17 protein-coding genes are annotated in these 15,515 nt (G+C 65.2%); 9 read left to right on the top strand and 8 right to left on the bottom strand.

Features of this window, described 5'->3' with window-relative positions; genetic code table 11:
* Positions 1–42: 42 nt before the first annotated feature.
* On the top strand, positions 43–1,194 hold the full coding sequence (locus tag P9255_RS16300) for an acyl-CoA dehydrogenase family protein (RefSeq protein WP_309790070.1): 1,152 nt from the start codon (positions 43–45) through the stop codon (positions 1,192–1,194).
* A gap of 2 nt (positions 1,195–1,196) precedes the next feature.
* On the opposite strand, the gene xerD is transcribed toward P9255_RS16300, so the two are convergent.
* Genes xerD through queG form a run of 3 tightly spaced genes read right to left on the bottom strand, consistent with a single transcriptional unit; the run spans position 1,197 to position 3,839 of the window.
* Positions 1,197–2,126 (bottom strand): site-specific tyrosine recombinase XerD, encoded by a 930-nt coding sequence (gene xerD / locus P9255_RS16305; protein ID WP_309764146.1) that lies wholly within the window; start codon positions 2,124–2,126, stop codon positions 1,197–1,199.
* Complete coding sequence (locus P9255_RS16310) at positions 2,123–2,605, bottom strand: methylated-DNA--[protein]-cysteine S-methyltransferase (RefSeq protein WP_309790071.1); 483 nt, start codon at positions 2,603–2,605, stop codon at positions 2,123–2,125. Before P9255_RS16310 ends, xerD begins: the two co-directional genes overlap by 4 nt.
* Positions 2,598–3,839 carry a tRNA epoxyqueuosine(34) reductase QueG gene (gene queG / locus P9255_RS16315; RefSeq protein ID WP_309790072.1) on the bottom strand — a complete coding sequence of 414 codons (1,242 nt, stop codon included), beginning with the start codon at positions 3,837–3,839 and terminating at the stop codon, positions 2,598–2,600. The genes P9255_RS16310 and queG overlap by 8 nt, the downstream gene beginning before the upstream one ends.
* Before the next feature lie 18 nt (positions 3,840–3,857).
* Between queG and tsaE the strand changes: the two genes are divergently transcribed.
* Positions 3,858–4,442, top strand: a complete 585-nt coding sequence (gene tsaE, locus P9255_RS16320; RefSeq protein ID WP_309790073.1) for a tRNA (adenosine(37)-N6)-threonylcarbamoyltransferase complex ATPase subunit type 1 TsaE — start codon at positions 3,858–3,860, stop codon at positions 4,440–4,442.
* Positions 4,424–5,944 carry an N-acetylmuramoyl-L-alanine amidase gene (locus tag P9255_RS16325; RefSeq protein ID WP_309790074.1) on the top strand — a complete coding sequence of 507 codons (1,521 nt, stop codon included), beginning with the start codon at positions 4,424–4,426 and terminating at the stop codon, positions 5,942–5,944. The genes tsaE and P9255_RS16325 overlap by 19 nt, the downstream gene beginning before the upstream one ends.
* 52 nt (positions 5,945–5,996) lie before the next feature.
* Here the strand turns inward: P9255_RS16325 and P9255_RS16330 are convergent, their stop codons facing one another.
* Both P9255_RS16330 and P9255_RS16335 read right to left on the bottom strand, forming a co-directional pair.
* Positions 5,997–6,878 carry an EamA family transporter gene (locus P9255_RS16330; protein WP_309790076.1) on the bottom strand — a complete coding sequence of 294 codons (882 nt, stop codon included), beginning with the start codon at positions 6,876–6,878 and terminating at the stop codon, positions 5,997–5,999.
* 173 nt (positions 6,879–7,051) lie between these two features.
* Positions 7,052–7,342 (bottom strand): hypothetical protein, encoded by a 291-nt coding sequence (locus P9255_RS16335; protein WP_309790077.1) that lies wholly within the window; start codon positions 7,340–7,342, stop codon positions 7,052–7,054.
* Between the two features lie 191 nt (positions 7,343–7,533).
* On the opposite strand from P9255_RS16335, the gene P9255_RS16340 reads away from it, so the two are divergent.
* Together P9255_RS16340 and trxA are read left to right on the top strand one after the other, a co-directional pair.
* Positions 7,534–8,433, top strand: coding sequence for a pirin family protein (locus tag P9255_RS16340; RefSeq protein ID WP_309790078.1), 900 nt, complete (start codon positions 7,534–7,536; stop codon positions 8,431–8,433).
* A gap of 86 nt (positions 8,434–8,519) precedes the next feature.
* Positions 8,520–9,368: a thioredoxin gene (trxA, locus tag P9255_RS16345; protein WP_309764137.1), complete on the top strand. Its 849-nt coding sequence runs from the start codon at positions 8,520–8,522 to the stop codon at positions 9,366–9,368.
* A gap of 63 nt (positions 9,369–9,431) precedes the next feature.
* Here the strand turns inward: trxA and P9255_RS16350 are convergent, their stop codons facing one another.
* Positions 9,432–10,274 carry a tRNA threonylcarbamoyladenosine dehydratase gene (locus tag P9255_RS16350; RefSeq protein WP_309790079.1) on the bottom strand — a complete coding sequence of 281 codons (843 nt, stop codon included), beginning with the start codon at positions 10,272–10,274 and terminating at the stop codon, positions 9,432–9,434.
* A 280-nt stretch (positions 10,275–10,554) separates the two neighbouring features.
* Between P9255_RS16350 and pdxH the strand changes: the two genes are divergently transcribed.
* The 3 genes from pdxH (at position 10,555) to P9255_RS16365 (ending at position 13,584) form a co-directional block, all read left to right on the top strand.
* Positions 10,555–11,196, top strand: coding sequence for a pyridoxamine 5'-phosphate oxidase (gene pdxH, locus P9255_RS16355; protein ID WP_309764135.1), 642 nt, complete (start codon positions 10,555–10,557; stop codon positions 11,194–11,196).
* Positions 11,197–11,305: 109 nt separating this feature from the next.
* Positions 11,306–12,520, top strand: a complete 1,215-nt coding sequence (locus tag P9255_RS16360; protein WP_309764134.1) for a cyclopropane-fatty-acyl-phospholipid synthase family protein — start codon at positions 11,306–11,308, stop codon at positions 12,518–12,520.
* A gap of 53 nt (positions 12,521–12,573) precedes the next feature.
* A complete protein-coding gene (locus P9255_RS16365) occupies positions 12,574–13,584 on the top strand; it encodes a DUF72 domain-containing protein (RefSeq protein WP_309790765.1) in 1,011 nt (336 codons plus the stop codon).
* Positions 13,585–13,600: 16 nt separating this feature from the next.
* Here the strand turns inward: P9255_RS16365 and msrA are convergent, their stop codons facing one another.
* A complete protein-coding gene (gene msrA / locus P9255_RS16370) occupies positions 13,601–14,161 on the bottom strand; it encodes a peptide-methionine (S)-S-oxide reductase MsrA (protein ID WP_309790080.1) in 561 nt (186 codons plus the stop codon).
* 283 nt (positions 14,162–14,444) lie between these two features.
* Here msrA and P9255_RS16375 point away from each other — a divergent pair, with 283 nt between their 5' ends.
* The gene (locus tag P9255_RS16375; protein WP_309790081.1) at positions 14,445–14,957 is read left to right on the top strand and encodes a flavin reductase family protein; all 513 of its coding nucleotides are present in this window, start codon (positions 14,445–14,447) and stop codon (positions 14,955–14,957) included.
* 16 nt (positions 14,958–14,973) lie between these two features.
* On the opposite strand, the gene P9255_RS16380 is transcribed toward P9255_RS16375, so the two are convergent.
* Positions 14,974–15,480, bottom strand: a complete 507-nt coding sequence (locus tag P9255_RS16380; protein WP_309764131.1) for an Lrp/AsnC family transcriptional regulator — start codon at positions 15,478–15,480, stop codon at positions 14,974–14,976.
* Positions 15,481–15,515: the final 35 nt, after the last annotated feature.

A 15,515-nucleotide genomic window follows, 5' to 3' on the forward strand; every position in this document is an offset into this window, starting at 1 on the left:
GCGCGCGGGTGTCGTACGATCGTTCGCCAGGAGGGCATCGCCATGATCCGCGACACCGAAACGCAAACGCTGCTTGAAGGCACCATCCGCCGGTTCGTTCGCGAAAAGCTCGTGCCGCGCGAAAGCGAAGTCGATGAAACCGACGCCATCCCCGCCGATGTCATCGACGCAATGCGGGACATCGGCATGTTCGGGCTCACGATACCCGAGGAGTACGGCGGGCTCGGTCTCACGATGGAAGAGGAAGTACGCATTGCGTTCGAACTGGGCCAGACATCGCCGGCGTTTCGCTCGGTGATCGGGACCAACAACGGCATCGGCTCGATCGGCATTCTGCTCGACGGCACGGACGAACAGAAGGCGCACTATCTGCCGAAGCTCGCGGCCGGAGAACTGATCGGCTCGTTCTGCCTGACGGAGCCGGATTCCGGCTCGGATGCCGCGTCGCTCAGGACGACCGCGAGAAAGGACGGCGACGCCTACGTGTTGAACGGCACCAAGCGCTACATCACGAACGCGCCGGAAGCCGGCATCTACACGGTGATGGCCCGCACGAGCGATGCGAAGGGCGCGAGCGGAATTTCTGCGTTCATCGTCGAGCGAGACACGCCGGGGCTCGCGCTCGGCAAGCCCGATCGCAAGATGGGCCAGCGCGGCGCGCACACGAGCGATGTCGTCTTCGAGAACTGCCGCGTGCCGGCGAAGCAACTGATCGGCGGAGTGGAAGGCGTCGGCTTCAGGACGGCGATGAAGACGCTCGACAAGGGACGCATTCACATCTCGGCAATCGCCGTGGGCGCGGCGAAGCGCATGTTGCGCGACGCCCTCGCCTACGCGATGGAGCGCCGCCAGTTCGGCCAGCCCATTGCGGAATTCCAGCTCGTCCAGGGCATGCTCGCCGACAGCAAGGCCGAGCTCTACGCCGCCGAATGCATGGTGCTCGATGCCGCGCGCCGCCGCGACGAGGGCCGCGATGTCTCCATCGAGGCGTCGTGCGCGAAGTACTTCGCCACCGAAATGTGCGGGCGCGTCGCGGACCGCGCGGTGCAGGTGCATGGCGGCGCGGGGTACATCGCGGAGTACGGCATCGAGCGGTTTTATCGCGACGTGCGGCTCTTCCGGCTTTACGAAGGCACGTCGCAGATTCAGCAGGTGATCATCGCGCGGGGGCTCATGCGCGGCGCGGAAATCTGAGCCTAGCCGCGCGGATGATGCTCGCGATGCAGCTTCTGCAGCCGCTCGCGCGCCACGTGCGTGTAGATCTGCGTCGTCGAAATGTCGGAGTGGCCGAGCAGCAGTTGGACCACGCGCAAATCCGCGCCGTGATTGAGCAGATGCGTCGCGAACGCGTGACGCAGCGTGTGCGGCGACAGCGGCGCGTGCACGCCGCCGTTCAGCGCATGGCGCTTGATGATGTTCCAGAACTGCTGGCGCGTCATGCCTTCGCCGCGCGCGGTGACGAAGAGCGCATCGGCGGCGCGCGCGCCGAGCAGCGCCGGACGCGATTCGCGCAGATATCGCGCGATCCAGCCGTGCGCCTCTTCGCCGAACGGCACGAGGCGCTCCTTCGAGCCCTTGCCCATCACGCGGACGACACCCTCGTTGAGACCCAGCTCGACGGTCTTCAGCGTGACGAGTTCGGTCACGCGCAGGCCGCTCGCGTACATCAGTTCGAGCATCGTGCGATCGCGCAGGCCGAGCGGCGTGTCGATATCGGGCGCGCCGAGCAGCGCTTCCACTTGCGCTTCGTTGAGCGTCGACGGAAAGCGCGGCGGCTGCTTGGCCGACCGCAGCTTGAGCGTGGGGTCGGCGCTCGCGCGATGTTCACGCATCGCCCACGCGTAGTAGCGGCGGAACACCGAAAGCCGCCGGTTCGCGGAGGTCGCCTTGTCGCCGCGGCGCGCGGCCATGTAGCCGTTCATGTCGGCTTCGCTGGCGGCGTCGATGGATGCGCCGCGCGTCTTCGCGAGCCATTCGGCGAAGAGCCGCAAGTCGCGCCGATAGGCATCGAGTGAGTTTTTCGCGAGCCCGTGCTCGAGCCACAAGGCATCGCAGAAGAGATCGATCGCATCGCTGCTCGCGATCAGTTCAGGCGTTTGCAGTTCTTCAGTGATTGCGCTCGTCATCCGATCGATACACCTTCATGCGCCAGCAGCCAGCGCTTCACGTCACGATAAAAGCCGTCGCCGGGATGATGCGCGAATCCGCCGATTCCGCCCGAGCCCACGACCCGGTGGCACGGTATCACGATCGGCAGCGGATTGGAGCCGCACGCTTGCCCGACCGCGCGCGGCACGCTGCCGATTTCGCGCGCAAGCTGCCCGTACGTCCAGACCTGTCCCGCCGCGATTGCGCCGATGCCGCGCCACACGCGCTGCTGAAAGGCGGTGCCGCCGATGGCGAGCGGAAGATCGAAACGCACCGCAGATGCATCGAAGTAACGGCGAATCTGCGTCGCGGCTTCCTGTGCGAGCGCGTTCACCGGATCGACGTTCGGCGTGTCGTGCGGCAGATAGACGATCTCGCGCACGAAGGCATCGTCGGCGCGGATGCCGACCTTGCCGAACGGCGCGCCGATGACCGCGTCGAATGGCGCATCATTCATGCTTGTCTCCTTGCGCGAGCGCCCAGCGCACGTGTTCGCGCACGAGTTCGGAGTCATCGTCCGCGCGTGCAAGCAACGCCCCGACGATCGCCTGGCGGTCCCGCGCATCGAGCGCAGCATCGCGCAACGCGTTGCCCATCGCCACGGCGATATTGCGCAGCCATCGCTCGTGACCGATGCGCCGGATCGCGCTGCCCTGCATGCGCGTGTCGAAGTCATCGGCGCTCCACGTGAACAGTTCGACGAGCGTCGCGCGATCGAGCCCATGCCGCACGTCGAAGTCCGCGACCGGCGCGGCCTGCGCGAACTTGTTCCACGGACAGACGAGCTGGCAATCGTCGCAGCCGTACACGCGATTGCCGATCAGCGGCCGCATGTCTTCCGGGATGCTGCCGTGCAACTCGATCGTCAGATACGATATGCAGCGCCGCGCATCCACGCGATACGGCCCGATGATCGCCCCGGTCGGACACGCGCCGATGCAGCGCGTGCATTGCCCGCAATGCGCGCCGTCGTGCTCGGGTTCGGGATCGACGGGCAGCGGCAGATCGACGTAAATCTCGCCGAGAAAGAACAGCGAACCGGCATCGCGATCGAGCAGCAGCGTGTGCTTGCCGCGCCAGCCGTTGCCCGCCTTCTGCGCAAGCGCGACTTCGAGCACCGGCGCCGAATCCGTGAACGCGCGATGTCCGAACGCGCCGATTTCCTCTTCGATGCGCTCGGCCAACTGCTGCAGGCGGTTGCGCATGACCTTGTGATAATCGCGGCCGCGCGCGTAGATGGATACGTTGGCCTGCGCGGGCTGCGCGAGCCGTTTCCATTCGATCGCGCGCCAGTCGTTCTTCTGACCGTCCGCTGTCGCGACACTTTCATCGCCAGTCGAAGCAAGCGTCGCGGCGGGCAGATAGGCCATGCGCGCGGTGATGACTCGTCGCGTGCCGGCCACAAGCTCGGCCGGCCTCGCGCGTTTCATCCCATGTTTGGCCATATAATCCATCTCGCCGTGATAGCCTGCTTCGAGCCAACTGGCGAGGCCCTCCTCGGCGTCCGTCAGGTCGGTATCGCTGATGCCGACCGCACCGAATCCCAGCTCGCGCCCCCACGCCTTGATGCGCTGCGCGAGTTCAGCCAGCGCGGCCTCGTCGCTTTCCAGGCGATGCAAGGCGCGCGGCCCGACGGCGGCGTCGCTCGCCGCGGTCGTGACTTCATCGGAGTGTTCCGGCAATCGGTTCATCACGACATTTTACGAGCAATGCCCGAAAGCCCCGCACCATCGACATCCGATTCACCCGCCGCGCTCATGGAACGCCGCTTCGAATTGCGCGACGAAGCCGCGACGCTCGCGTTCGGCGAGCGCTTCGCACGCGCCATCGGCGAGACGCGGGCTTCGGCCTCGTCTGAACCATTTCACGGCTTGCAAGTCCAGTTGGTCGGCGACCTCGGCGCGGGCAAGACCACGCTCGTGCGCGCAACGCTGCGCGCACTCGGTCATGCGGGCCGCGTGAAGAGTCCCACGTACACACTCGTCGAGCCGTATTCGCTCGATGCGCCAGGCGGCCCGCTCGACGTGTATCACTTCGATCTCTATCGCTTCGCCGATCCGGCCGAATGGGCCGACGCCGGATTTCGCGAGTACTTCGACCGGGGCGCGTTGTGCCTCGTCGAATGGCCGCAGCAAGCGGGCGGCTTGCTCGGCGTGCCGGACCTCGTTTTCTCGCTGACGCTGCCGGACAACGGCATCGCGCGAGCAGAAACGACGCAGGCGAACGAAGAAGGCCGCGTGCTGACCGCGCGGGCGTTTAGCGAAACAGGAAAGACATGTCTCGAAAGATGCTGATCAAGCCGTTCCAATCGATCGAATCGAGCGCAAGCGCGCCGCACAACTGGCGCCGGCGCCAGGTGCTGCGCGCGGGCGCATCGACGCTCGTGCTCGCGCTGGTCGGGCCGAAGCTCGCGCACGCGAGCTCCGTGCTCGGCGTGCGGGTGTGGCCGGCGCGCGATTACACGCGCGTGACCATCGAATCGGATCAGCCGCTTACGAACAGCAACCAGTTGCTTCAGGGGCCGGACAGGCTCGTCGTCGATCTGAACGGCATCGATCTCGATCAGGCGTTGCGCGAGCTCGTCTCGAAGATCACGCCGAACGATCCGCAGATCCAGGCGGTGCGCGTCGGTCAGTATCAGCCGCATGTCGTGCGGATGGTGTTCGATCTGAAGGGCTCCGTGAAGCCGCAGGTGTTCACGCTCGGGCCGATCGGCAGTTACAAGTACCGGCTCGTGTTCGACCTGTACCCGGCCGTCGCGCCCGATCCGCTGATGGAGTTGCTCGCCCAGACCGAGCGCAAGCAGGAAGCGTTCGACCGCGCCAATCCGAATCCGTCCACGCCGCCGCCCGCCACGCTCTCCGGTCCCGCGACCACGCAGAAACCGCTCGCGGAGGATTCGACCGACGAGTTCTTCCAGAAGTACGCGCAGGGCGATATGTCCAACGACACGCAAGCGGCCGCGCCTAAACCCGCGCCCTCCATGCCGAAGCCGCGCGTCGCGCCGCCGGTCATCGCGAAGAAGGACGACGACGACAACGACCAGTACGCGTTCTCCGCACCGAAGCAGGACCGCTCCGGCACCACGCGCCTTCTGACCGTGGCCATCGATCCGGGACACGGCGGCGAGGACCCCGGCGCGATCGGCGGCAACGGCACATACGAGAAGCATATCGCGCTGGATATCGCGAAGAAACTGCGCGCGAAGATCGACGCCCAGCCGAACATGCGCGCGATGATGACCCGCGATGCCGACTTTTTCGTGCCGCTGAACGTACGCGTGCAGAAGGCGCAGCGTGTAGGCGCGGACCTGTTCGTCTCGATTCACGCGGACGCGTTCACCACGCCGTCGGCGCGCGGCTCGTCGGTGTTCGCGCTGTCGGAGCATGGCGCATCGAGCGCGGCGGCGCGCTGGATGGCGACCAAGGAGAACGCGTCGGACCAGGTTGGCGGCATCAACGTGAAGACGCAGGACGCGAGCGTGAGCCGCGCCCTCTTCGACATGTTGACGACCGCGCAAATCCGCGACTCCATGCGTTACGGCAGCTTCGTGCTGAACGAGATCGGCGGCATCAACAAGCTGCACAAGGGATCGGTCGAGCAGGCAGGATTCGCTGTGCTGAAAGCGCCGGATATTCCGTCGATCCTCGTCGAAACGGCGTTCATCAGCAATCCGGACGAGGAAGCGCGCCTGAACGACGACGCCTATCGCGACAAGATGGCCAACGCGATCATGAAGGGCATCAAGCGGTATTTCGCCGCGAATCCGCCGCTCGCGAAGAGCCGCATGACCTGACGCGCGGTGGGTTGCGGTCGATGACGGGCGCATCCGTGCGCCCGCCTGACGACTACCGCGCCGCCGACGCGAACCGCTGCACGATCCGCCCGCCGAACACGTTGACCGCCAGCCCCGCCATCACGAGCGACGCGCCGGCGATTTCCATCGCAGTCATTCCTTCGTCGAGAAACAGCGCCGCCGACGCGAGCCCGATGACCGGCACGAGCAGTGAGAACGGCGCGACGTGCCCCGCCGGATAGCGCGCGAGCAGCTTGCCCCACAGGCTGTAGCCGACGAGCGTCGCGATGAACGCGAGATAACAGACCGCCAGCACCGACACGAGCGGAATCGACGCGAGACTCGACTCGATGCGCGCCGGGCCTTCGAAGATCAGCGACAGCACGAGGAAGGGCAGGGGCGGAATCAGGCTCGCCCACACCACGAGCGACAGCAAGTCCACCTTGCCCATGCGCTTCGTCGCGACATTGCCGAGCGCCCACATCGATGCTGCGCCGAGGGTGAAGAGAAAGCCGGTGAGCGTCATCGCCTGGCCGCCGTGCATGCCGATGAGCGCGAGTCCCGCCGCCGCGATCAAGAGGCCGATCACGTTCGCCGCGCGGATGCGCTCGCCGAGAAACATCGCGGCGAAGATCAGCGTGAAGAACGCCTGCGCCTGAAGCACGAGCGACGCGAGGCCCGCCGGCATCCCGACGGACATGCCATAGAAAAGCAGCGCGAATTGCCCGAGCGAGATGGTGAGACCGTAGGCGAATAGCCATCGCAGCGGAATCTGCGGGCGCTTCACGAAGAATGCGGGCAATGCCGCGAGCGCAAAACGAAGCGCGCCGAGCAGCATCGGCGGGACGCCATGCAGCCCCAGCTTGATGACGACGAAGTTCACGCCCCACGCAAAAATGACCACCGTTGCAATCAGCAAATCTCTGGGCGACATCGCCGTTCCCCTCGTTCGGTGCGCCTCATGCGCAATCGGACGAGTGTAGCGAAGGGCGCGCGCAACGGATTGTGAAAACCTGCGGTCGGTGCGGAATTGGCGGGACCCATGCGAAAAGCGCCCGCACCGCCTGACGGCGCGGGCGCTCGCAGCCTTCTCAGACGAAAAAGCCCTTACTTGCTCTGGCCGGACTCGGTTGCCGAGTTGTTGCCCGTTTCGGCTTCCGGCGTCTTCTTGGTCGCCGCCGACGACTGCGTGCCGTGCTTGCGCGCCTTGTGGTGCTTCTTGGTCGTGGTGACGGTCGAACCCGTTCCCGCCGATGCGTCGCCCTGGGTGGCCGTCGAAGTGTCGCCGCCCATTGCAGCCGACGAGTTGCCCGACGAGGTCTGTGCGAACGCGCCCGTGGCGGCCGTTGCAGTGAAAAGGCCCGCGGTGATGGCGATCAACAGCTTGTTCTTGCTCATTGTTTCCCTCTCCTATCAAGATTGCGCGACCTGCACGCAGCTTCAAAAAGCGCGGCCGGTCAGGACCGCACGGAACTTCGAAAGGTGTGGCGCACGCCTGGAACGCCGGGCAATGCGCGGCTTCCCGGCCACCGGTAGAATCGGCGATTCAGGTGCGCCATTCCGGCGCCGCCATTCTTCGGTGAACCGGCATGTCCTCGACGATTCGCGCGCAGTTGAAACCTCATCAACACGACGTCGGCGGTCTCTTGGTGAGACGCGTGCTTCCCGCGCTCGCTGCGCGCACCGTCGGACCTTTCATCTTTTTCGACCACATCGGACCCGCAACCCTCGTGCCCGGCAAGGGCCTCGACGTGCGGCCGCATCCGCATATCGGACTGGCCACCGTCACGTATCTGTTCGACGGCGCGATCATGCATCGCGACAGCGTCGGTTCCGTGCAGAAAATCGTTCCCGGCGACGTCAACTGGATGACCGCGGGGCGCGGCATCGTCCATTCGGAACGCACGCCCGACGAAGAGCGCGCGAGCGGCCAGACGATGCACGGCATTCAGACGTGGGTCGCGCTGCCGGTCGCGAGCGAGGAAGTCGAGCCGTCGTTCGAGCACCACGCGGCCGCCACGCTGCCCCAGATCGAGCGCGGCGGCGTCACCTTGCGCGTGATCGCGGGCACCGCGTTCGGCGCGACAGCCCCGACGCGCACGTTCTCGCCGACGCTCTATGTCGCCGCGCACTTTGCGCCGGGCAGCGAGCTCACGCTCGACGCGGAGCACGAGGAACGCGGCGTCTATCTCGTCGATGGCGATCTGTCGGTCGACGGCGTCGCCGTTCCGCCGCAGCAGATGTCCGTGCTGACGTCCGGCGCGGCCGTGCAGCTGACGAGCACGAGCGGCGCAGTCGTGATGCTGCTCGGCGGCGCGCCGCTCGACGGCACGCGCTTCATCGAATGGAACTTCGTGTCCAGTTCGCGGGACAAGATAGAAGCCGCCAAGCTCGCCTGGAGCGAGCAGCGCATGGGCGAGGTTCCCGGAGAGACCGAGTTCATCCCGTTGCCGCCGCCGCGCCGCGAAGCGCGCGCGCCGGAAGCATGAACCATTGAGACTTGCCCCATTGAGACATCCGCCGCGCGTCCCCAACTAGGATGTCGAGACCAATCGCAAGCATGAGGAGAAAACGCATGGACACAACCCTTGCCACATTCGAGAACGATGTCATCAACGCGTCGATGCTCGCGCCGGTCCTCGTTGATTTCTGGGCCCCCTGGTGCGGTCCCTGCAAGACGCTCGGCCCGATGCTGGAAAAGCTCGAGGCGGAAGCCGGCGGTAAATGGAAGCTCGTCAAGGTGAACGTGGACGAGAATCAGGAGCTTGCCGGGCACTTTCAGGTGCGCAGCATTCCGCACGTGATCGCGTTCGCGGACGGACGGCCGGTCGATCAGTTCATCGGCGTGCTGCCTGAAGGCCAGTTGCGCGCGTTCCTCGACAAGCTCGTGCCGGACGGTGCGGATGCCGAACGCCGCGCCGCGCACAATGCGTGGGCGACAGGCCAGCGCAAGGAAGCGATCGACCGCATCAAGGCGGCGCTCGCGCTCGATCCCGGTTACGACGACGCGCGCCTCGACCTGATCGAATGGCTGCTCGCGGAGCGGCGTATCGACGAAGCGAAGGACGAGGACAAGCTGCTTTCGCCCAAGACGACGCAAGGCATCGACGCACGCTACAACGCGCTGAAAACGGAAATCGACGCCGCCGAAGCGGCAGCGGAACTCCCGCCCGCCGACGCGCTGATCGACGCGGTGAACGCCAATCCCGACGATCTCGACGCACGCTTTGCGCTCGCGAACCGGCTGATCGCGGGCCGCGACTATTCAGGCGCGCTCGAGCATCTGCTGGCGATCGTCGAGCGCGACCGCGCCTTCATGGACGATGTCGGACGCAAGACGATGCTGTCGGTGTTCGAACTGGCGTCGAATCAGCCCGATCTCGTGTCGCACTGGCGGCGCAGGTTGAGTGCCGCGATCAACTGACGCGCGAGTGAAACGCAAACGGCCAGCTAAAAAAGCTGGCCGTTTTTGCATTCGAGTTCGCGATCACGCCGCGCGCTTCGCCAGTTCCCTGAGCACGAACGCCGCCGCCGCAAAGCCGAAACTCGCGGTCACGCAAACACTCGATCCGAACCCCGCGCAGTTGAGCCCGACCGGCCCCGCGTAGTTCGCGCCCGTCTCCAGATGCTCCGCGCCCTCGCTGATATCGCAAGCGGGAGCGTCGGGGTAAATGAGCGGCTCGTCCGAATACACCGCGCTCACCTTGAAGCGCGACTTCGGCCCGCGCGGGAAGCCGTGCTGCTTGCGCAACTGGCCGCGCACCTTGGACAGCAACGGGTCCTGAATGGTGAGCGCGAGATCGTCGATGCGAATGCGCGTCGGATCGAGTTGTCCGCCCGCGCCGCCGACCGTGATGAGCGGCTGCTTGCGCGCCACGCACCACGCAATCAGCGCGGTCTTGGTGCGCACGCTGTCGATCGCATCGACGATGAAGTCGAAACCGCCGCCGAGCGTTGCATCGAAGTTGCCGGGCTCCACGAAATCCTCGACCTGCCGCACATCGCACGCGGGATCGATCAGCGCGATGCGCTCGGCCATCGCGCCGACCTTCGCCTTGCCGTAGTTGCCGTCGAGCGCGTGAATCTGCCGATTCGTGTTGCTTTCGGCGACGTTGTCGAGGTCGATCAGCGTCAGCGTGCCGACCGCGCTGCGGGCCAGCGCCTCGGCCACCCACGACCCCACGCCGCCGATGCCGATGACCGCGACATGCGCGCGTTCGAATGCGGCGAGCGCACCGCCGCCATACAAACGCGCGATGCCGCCGAAACGCCGCTCGCGGTCGGCGGAGTCTTCGACGGGCAGCGTGGCGGCGGGATCAGGTGAGGTCATGGCGTTCGCGGAAATTGGGTGACGGACGCAAACGCCCGCCCGTCAAGGCTTACAGGCGGCTGTCGATGCACAAAAGTTCGCAGCCCGTTCATGCAAAGTACGGCCGAATTGCGTATTCTGCCTTATCGATACCGAAGCCGTGATAGCCGCGCCCGATGTCATCGAAGGAATGTGTCTTCAGAATTGGATGCCTTGACGCCGGTCATTGCAGGCCCGGCGTAATCGGGGCAAGAACGTATCACCTTGGCTATACTGACGCGACTGTAGCGTTTGCATAAAAATGACGACCTTAGCAGACCTTCGTAAGAACTATTCGCGCGGCGCGCTGGACGCCGCCGACGTCGATCCCAACCCGGTGCGCCAGTTCGAGACCTGGTTCGCCCAGGCGCTCGACGCCAGACTGCCCGAACCCAACGCGATGACGCTCGCCACCGTTGACGCACGAGGCCGCCCGTCCGCGCGCATCGTGCTGATCAAGGGCGTTGACGAGCGCGGCTTCGTTTTTTTCACCAATTACGATAGCCGCAAGGGCCGCGAACTCGCCGGGAATCCTGCGGCAAGTCTGCTGTTTCACTGGATCGAACTCGAGCGCCAGGTGCGCATCGAGGGCACGGTCGTGAAAACGAGCGACGAAGAAAGCGACGCCTATTACGCATCGCGTCCGCTCGGCTCGCGCATCGGAGCGTGGGCATCGGACCAGAGCCAGCCGCTCGACAGCCGTGAAACGCTCGAAGCGCGCGAGCGCGAGATGACCGCGCGATACGGCGACGCGCCGCCGAGACCGCCGCACTGGGGCGGCTACCGGCTCGTGCCCGAGACGATCGAGTTCTGGCAGGGCCGGCCGTCGCGGCTGCATGACCGCATCGTCTATACGCGCGACAGCGCCGGCGGCCCGTGGCGCATCACGCGGCTCGCACCATAAGACAAGCACGCCGGCAGGCGGCGCAGCAGGCCCGGCCGGCGCAACACGCGGCAACGAACATGGAGGCGCGAGCCTTCACCTTGGATTTTCTTAGCGCGGAGAAACAAGCATGTTCTGGGAGAAGAAGCTGACGCAATGGGTTGACGAGGTGCGCGAAAGGGCCAACTTGCCCGCGCGCCTCGTGCTGTGGGACGGACAGCAGCACGACTTCGGCAGCTTCGCCGCCCCTCAGGTGACGCTGCACGTGAAGAGCGCGACCGCACTGCCCTACCTGCTGGAGCCGAGCCTCGACAATCTCGGTGAGGCGTACGTGAAGGGCAAGATCGATATCGAGGGCAAGCTCTCGGACATCATCGACATCGGCTATTCGCTCGCGAAGAGCACCGTCACCAGCGCCGGGAAGCTCGCCCGCGTGCGACGCTACTTCAATCACTCGAAGGCGTCCGACAAGAAAGCCATCCAGTATCACTACGACGTGTCGAACGAGTTCTACCAGCTCTGGCTCGACAAGAACATGGTGTACTCCTGCGCATATTTCGAGAATGGCGACGAAGACCTCGCCACGGCGCAACTCAAGAAAATCGACCACATTCTCACCAAGATTCAGGTGCAGCCGGGCCACCGCCTGCTCGATATCGGCTGCGGCTGGGGCGCGCTCGTCATTCGCGCGGCGCAGAAGTTCGGCGCGAAATGCGTGGGCGTCACGTTGTCGGAAAACCAGTACAAGCTCGCGACGCAGCGCGTGAAGGATGCCGGTCTCGAAGATCAGATCGAGATCCGGATACAGGATTATCGCGATGTGCCGGGACAGTTCGACCGCATCACGAGCGTCGGCATGTTCGAGCATGTCGGGCGCAAGAATCTTCCGGACTACTTCGCGCGCATTCGTGAGCTGCTCGTCGATGACGGCGTGGCGATGAATCACGGCATCACCTCGTCCGATGCCGATAGCGGCGAGACATCGCTGGGCGGCGGCGAGTTCATCGACAAGTACGTGTTTCCGGACGGCGAGCTGCCGCATATCAGCCTCGCACTCGAAAGCATGCAGCGCGGCGGGCTGGAGGCCGTGGATGTCGAGAGCCTGCGGCGTCATTACGCCCATACGCTCGACCTGTGGGCCGACAATTTCGAGGCGCATGCGGAAGAAGCGAGAAAGCTCGTCGATGACGAGAAGTTCCGTATCTGGCGCGTCTATCTGGCGGGTTGCGCGTATGCGTTCGAAAACGACGACGTCTCGATCTACCAGGTCGTCTGCCGCAAGGCCGGACGTAGCGCGAAGACGCTGCCGTGGTCACGGCGGTACATCTACGAGAAGCCGCTCTGAACCACGAAGAAACGCTGATCGGCGCAGGCGCGGACGACGACGAACAGTTCGATCTGTTCGGTTGTGACGCGCCCGCGCCTGCTGTCGCCGCGAAGAAGCGTGGCGTGCAGGCCGCGGCTCCCCGGCCGGAACTCGAAGCGCTCGCGCGGCGGCTGCCATCAGCCGTGCATCTGGGCACATCGACGTGGTCGTTTCCGGGCTGGCGCGGCATCGTCTATGGCGATGACTATTCGAACACCAGACTGTCCCGCGACGGCCTCGCCGCCTACGCCGCGCATCCGCTGCTGAAGACCGTGTCGATCGACCGCTCCTTCTACGCGCCGCTGTCGCTCGCCGAATATGCGCGCTATGCATCGCAGGTGCCGGAGCATTTTCGCTTCATCGTGAAGGCGCCCGCCTCCGTCACCGACGCCTTCGTGCGCGGCGAACGGGGCGCGCCCGGCGCCGACAATCCCGCCTTTCTCGACGCGCGCATCGCTATCGACGAGTTCGTGACGCCGTGCATCGGCGGGCTGGGTGCGAAGGCCGGCGCGCTCGTGTTTCAGATTCCGCCGCTGCCGGACGCGATGATCGTCGAGCCGTCGCGTTTCACCGATCGGCTCGCGACCTTCCTCGCCGCGCTGCCTCCGCTCGCAGGCGATGCCTGCTATGCCGCCGAACTTCGCGACGCGGTCATGCTCACGCCCCGCTTCATTCGCACGTTGCGCGAATCGAACGTGCGGTACTGCATCGGCGTGCATGCGCGGATGCCGGATGTGCGCCGGCAAGCGAAGGCGCTCGCGCTGCTGGATGAAGAAAAGACGGGACCGCTCGTGGTGCGCTGGAGCCTGCACAGCGGCTTCAAGTACGAACAGGCGAAGGCGAAGTACGAGCCGTTCGACAGAATCGTTGACGAAGACCTCGACACGCGGCAGGCGCTCGCCGAACTGGCCGCGCAATACGCCATCGCGGGCCAGCCGGTCGTGATCGCCGCGAACAACAAGGCGGAAGGCTCCGCGCCGCTCACGTGTTTCGAGCTTGCGCGCGGCATCGCCGAAGAATGCGAGCGCGCGCGGTCGAACTAACGCGGCGTCAGGCCAGTCACGCCTTCAGCCGATGCGCGAACTTCTTGCGGAACTTCGCCACCTTCGGCCCGACCACCGCCGCGCAATAACCCTGATTCGGATGCTGCGCGAAGAAGTTCTGGTGATACGCCTCGGCGGGATAGTAGTCGTCCGCGAGCGGCGTGACTTCGGTGACGATCTTGCCACCGTACACGTCCTCGCGCTGCAACTCGTCTATCACGTCGAGCGCGGTCTTGCGCTGTCCGTCCGAATGCGTGAACACGGCCGAGCGATACTGCGTGCCGACATCGTTGCCCTGGCGATTGAGCTGCGTCGGATCGTGCGTCGCAAAGAAAATCTCCAGAATCTCGCGATAGCCAATGACATCCGGATCGAATACGACCCTGACCACTTCCGCGTGGCCCGTATCGCCTTCGCAGACCTGCTCGTACGACGGATTCACCACCTGCCCGCCCGCATAGCCGGATTCCACGGAATGCACGCCTTCGACCGCGAGAAACACGGCTTCGGTGCACCAGAAACAACCGCCGCCGAGCGTCGCGGTTTCGCGTCTCCCCTGCGCGTTCTGCTGAGTCATGCTTGGCTCCTCTCAATGCATGCGGCCGGGCCGCGGACCACTCATATGGTTGCGCGCGGCCGCTATTCAATGACGACGAGCTTAACCGCGATTGCAAAGCGGCGTCGCCCACACTGTCCGTACTGGCTTATGGCGGCTTGCTGCGTCCGATTCCGCTAGAATCGACACAAATCTACAGCTTTTTTATGCCTTCAGAAAAAGTCGTTCCGACTCATGCGCGACGCGCGGCCGGCTCGGTTGCACACGACATACTCGACCGTACATTCGCCCGCCCAGTTGCCAAATGACACGCGCCAAAGCCCCGAATTTCGACCCGACAGCCTTTCGCGCCGCGCTCGGCCAGTTCGCGACCGGCGTGACCGTCATCACGACGCGCACGGATTCCGGCCAGCTGATCGGCATCACCGCGAGTTCGTTCAATTCGGTTTCGCTCGATCCGCCGCTCGTGCTGTGGAGTCTCGCGACGCGCTCGGCGTCGATGCCGGTGTTCCGCGCGAATAGCCATTACGTGGTGAACGTGCTGGCCGCCTCGCAGATCGACCTTTGCCGGCGCTTCGCGACGGTCAAGGGCGACCGCTTCGCCGGCGTCTCGCACGCCGCGGGCGACACCGGCATGCCCGTGCTCGACGGCGCGCTCGCCTGGTTCGAATGCCACAACCGCAGCCGCTACGACGAAGGCGACCACGTCATTTTCGTCGGCGAAGTGGAACGCTGCGGCGTGCACGAGACCGCGTCGGAGATCGCGCCGCTCGTCTTTCAGGCGGGGGGATTCCACACGGTCGGACCGCTCGAATAAGCGGCAGCGGCGAAGCTCAGGCGTGCGGCGTACTGCGCGCCGGCTGGTCGATCAACGCGACCGGCACGCCCGCGTCGTCCTTCATTGTCTGCAGCACGATGTTCGAACGAATGTCGATCACGCCCGGCGCCTTGTACAGCTTCGTCAGGATGAAATCGGAGTAGTGCTTGAGGTTGTGCGCGAGCACGCGCAGCACGTAATGCGTGTCGCCGGTGACGACGAACGCGCCGACGACCTCCGGCCATTCGCGCACGGCCGCCGCGAACTTCTCGTGCCAGTTCTCCTGATCGTTGCGCATCGAAACGTGGACGAACGCCTCCAGTTCGATGCCCAGCCGCTCGCGGTCGAGGCACGCCCGATAACTCGCGATGACCCCTTCCTCTTCGAGCAGCCGCATCCGGCGCAGGCAGGCCGACGGTGAGAGCGAGATGCGCTCCGCCAGGTCCAGGTTGCTGATCCGTCCATCTTCCTGCAGTACCGCCAGAATTCGGCAATCCGTTGCATCGAGCGTGAATCCAGTCACTTTTGAGTCTCCTAGCCCGTTTCATCGAATTATGT

Origin of the sequence: Caballeronia sp. LZ019 (genome assembly GCF_031450825.1) — a bacterium.
Classification (GTDB): domain Bacteria; phylum Pseudomonadota; class Gammaproteobacteria; order Burkholderiales; family Burkholderiaceae; genus Caballeronia.